This is a genomic window from Oleiphilus sp. HI0067 (genome assembly GCF_001635735.1).
This window is the reverse complement of sequence record NZ_LWFI01001224.1, coordinates 1-706: the sequence shown is the minus strand read 5'-3', so window position 1 is coordinate 706 and position 706 is coordinate 1. Positions and strand designations below refer to the sequence as shown.

Sequence of the window (706 nt, the reverse complement as noted above, 5' to 3'; positions counted from 1 at the left end):
AAGACACTCTACTTAAGTCCTCATCTGGATTTATTCCGAGTAGATATTTGTCTGCAAAAAGAGGGTGGCCTAGGGTTTTTAATATATTAGACTCATCCACGCCTGCATTCATCATCCCTATATAAAGGTCGCTGCGTCCGCTATCTCGAAAGGCGCTATGTTCCTCTTTTAACGCCTTTCCGTAATTTTCCAAGTTGGTCTTGGTAAGTGGCATTTGGTGTGCCGGCGAACCAGTTTCTGCATAACTGTCAAAGGTTACCTGTTGTAAGAAGTTGGTTTGAATTTCTTCAATCGAAAGTTCGTCAGATAAGATTACGTGAAAGTTGAGTTTTCTATTGAGGCTACTTAATTCTCGAGCGTTTCCGGTGATAAATTTGCTAAGCCTAAACTCAATATTGGGGACTATCAGCATGTTCTTGATATGGCTGATTTCATCTTCACTAAACAAAGATCGCAATTTCTCGTCATTGCCCAAGTAGTCTTTTCTGAGCTTTGTGTAGCCGTCGATTGAAAAGTAATCAGTTATTCCAACTGCGAAAATTTGTTCTTGGTATGCCTTTTTGAATAGTGTTTGGACATATGTGTCCCAATCGGTATTGAACTGATTGTTTAGTATAGATTCAGGCGTGTGGACGTGTAGGTCCCATTTGTTCCATTCGGAGCCTCGGTGCAACAACTTATTATCCTTGTCGTTTATTGTATTTGG

General features: G+C 40.4%; 1 pseudogene. It reads right to left on the bottom strand.

From position 1 onward, the window contains the following. A pseudogene (locus A3739_RS30100) lies at window positions 1-475 on the bottom strand (TrlF family ATPase); the annotation flags it as partial. Window positions 476-706 lie beyond the last annotated feature (231 nt).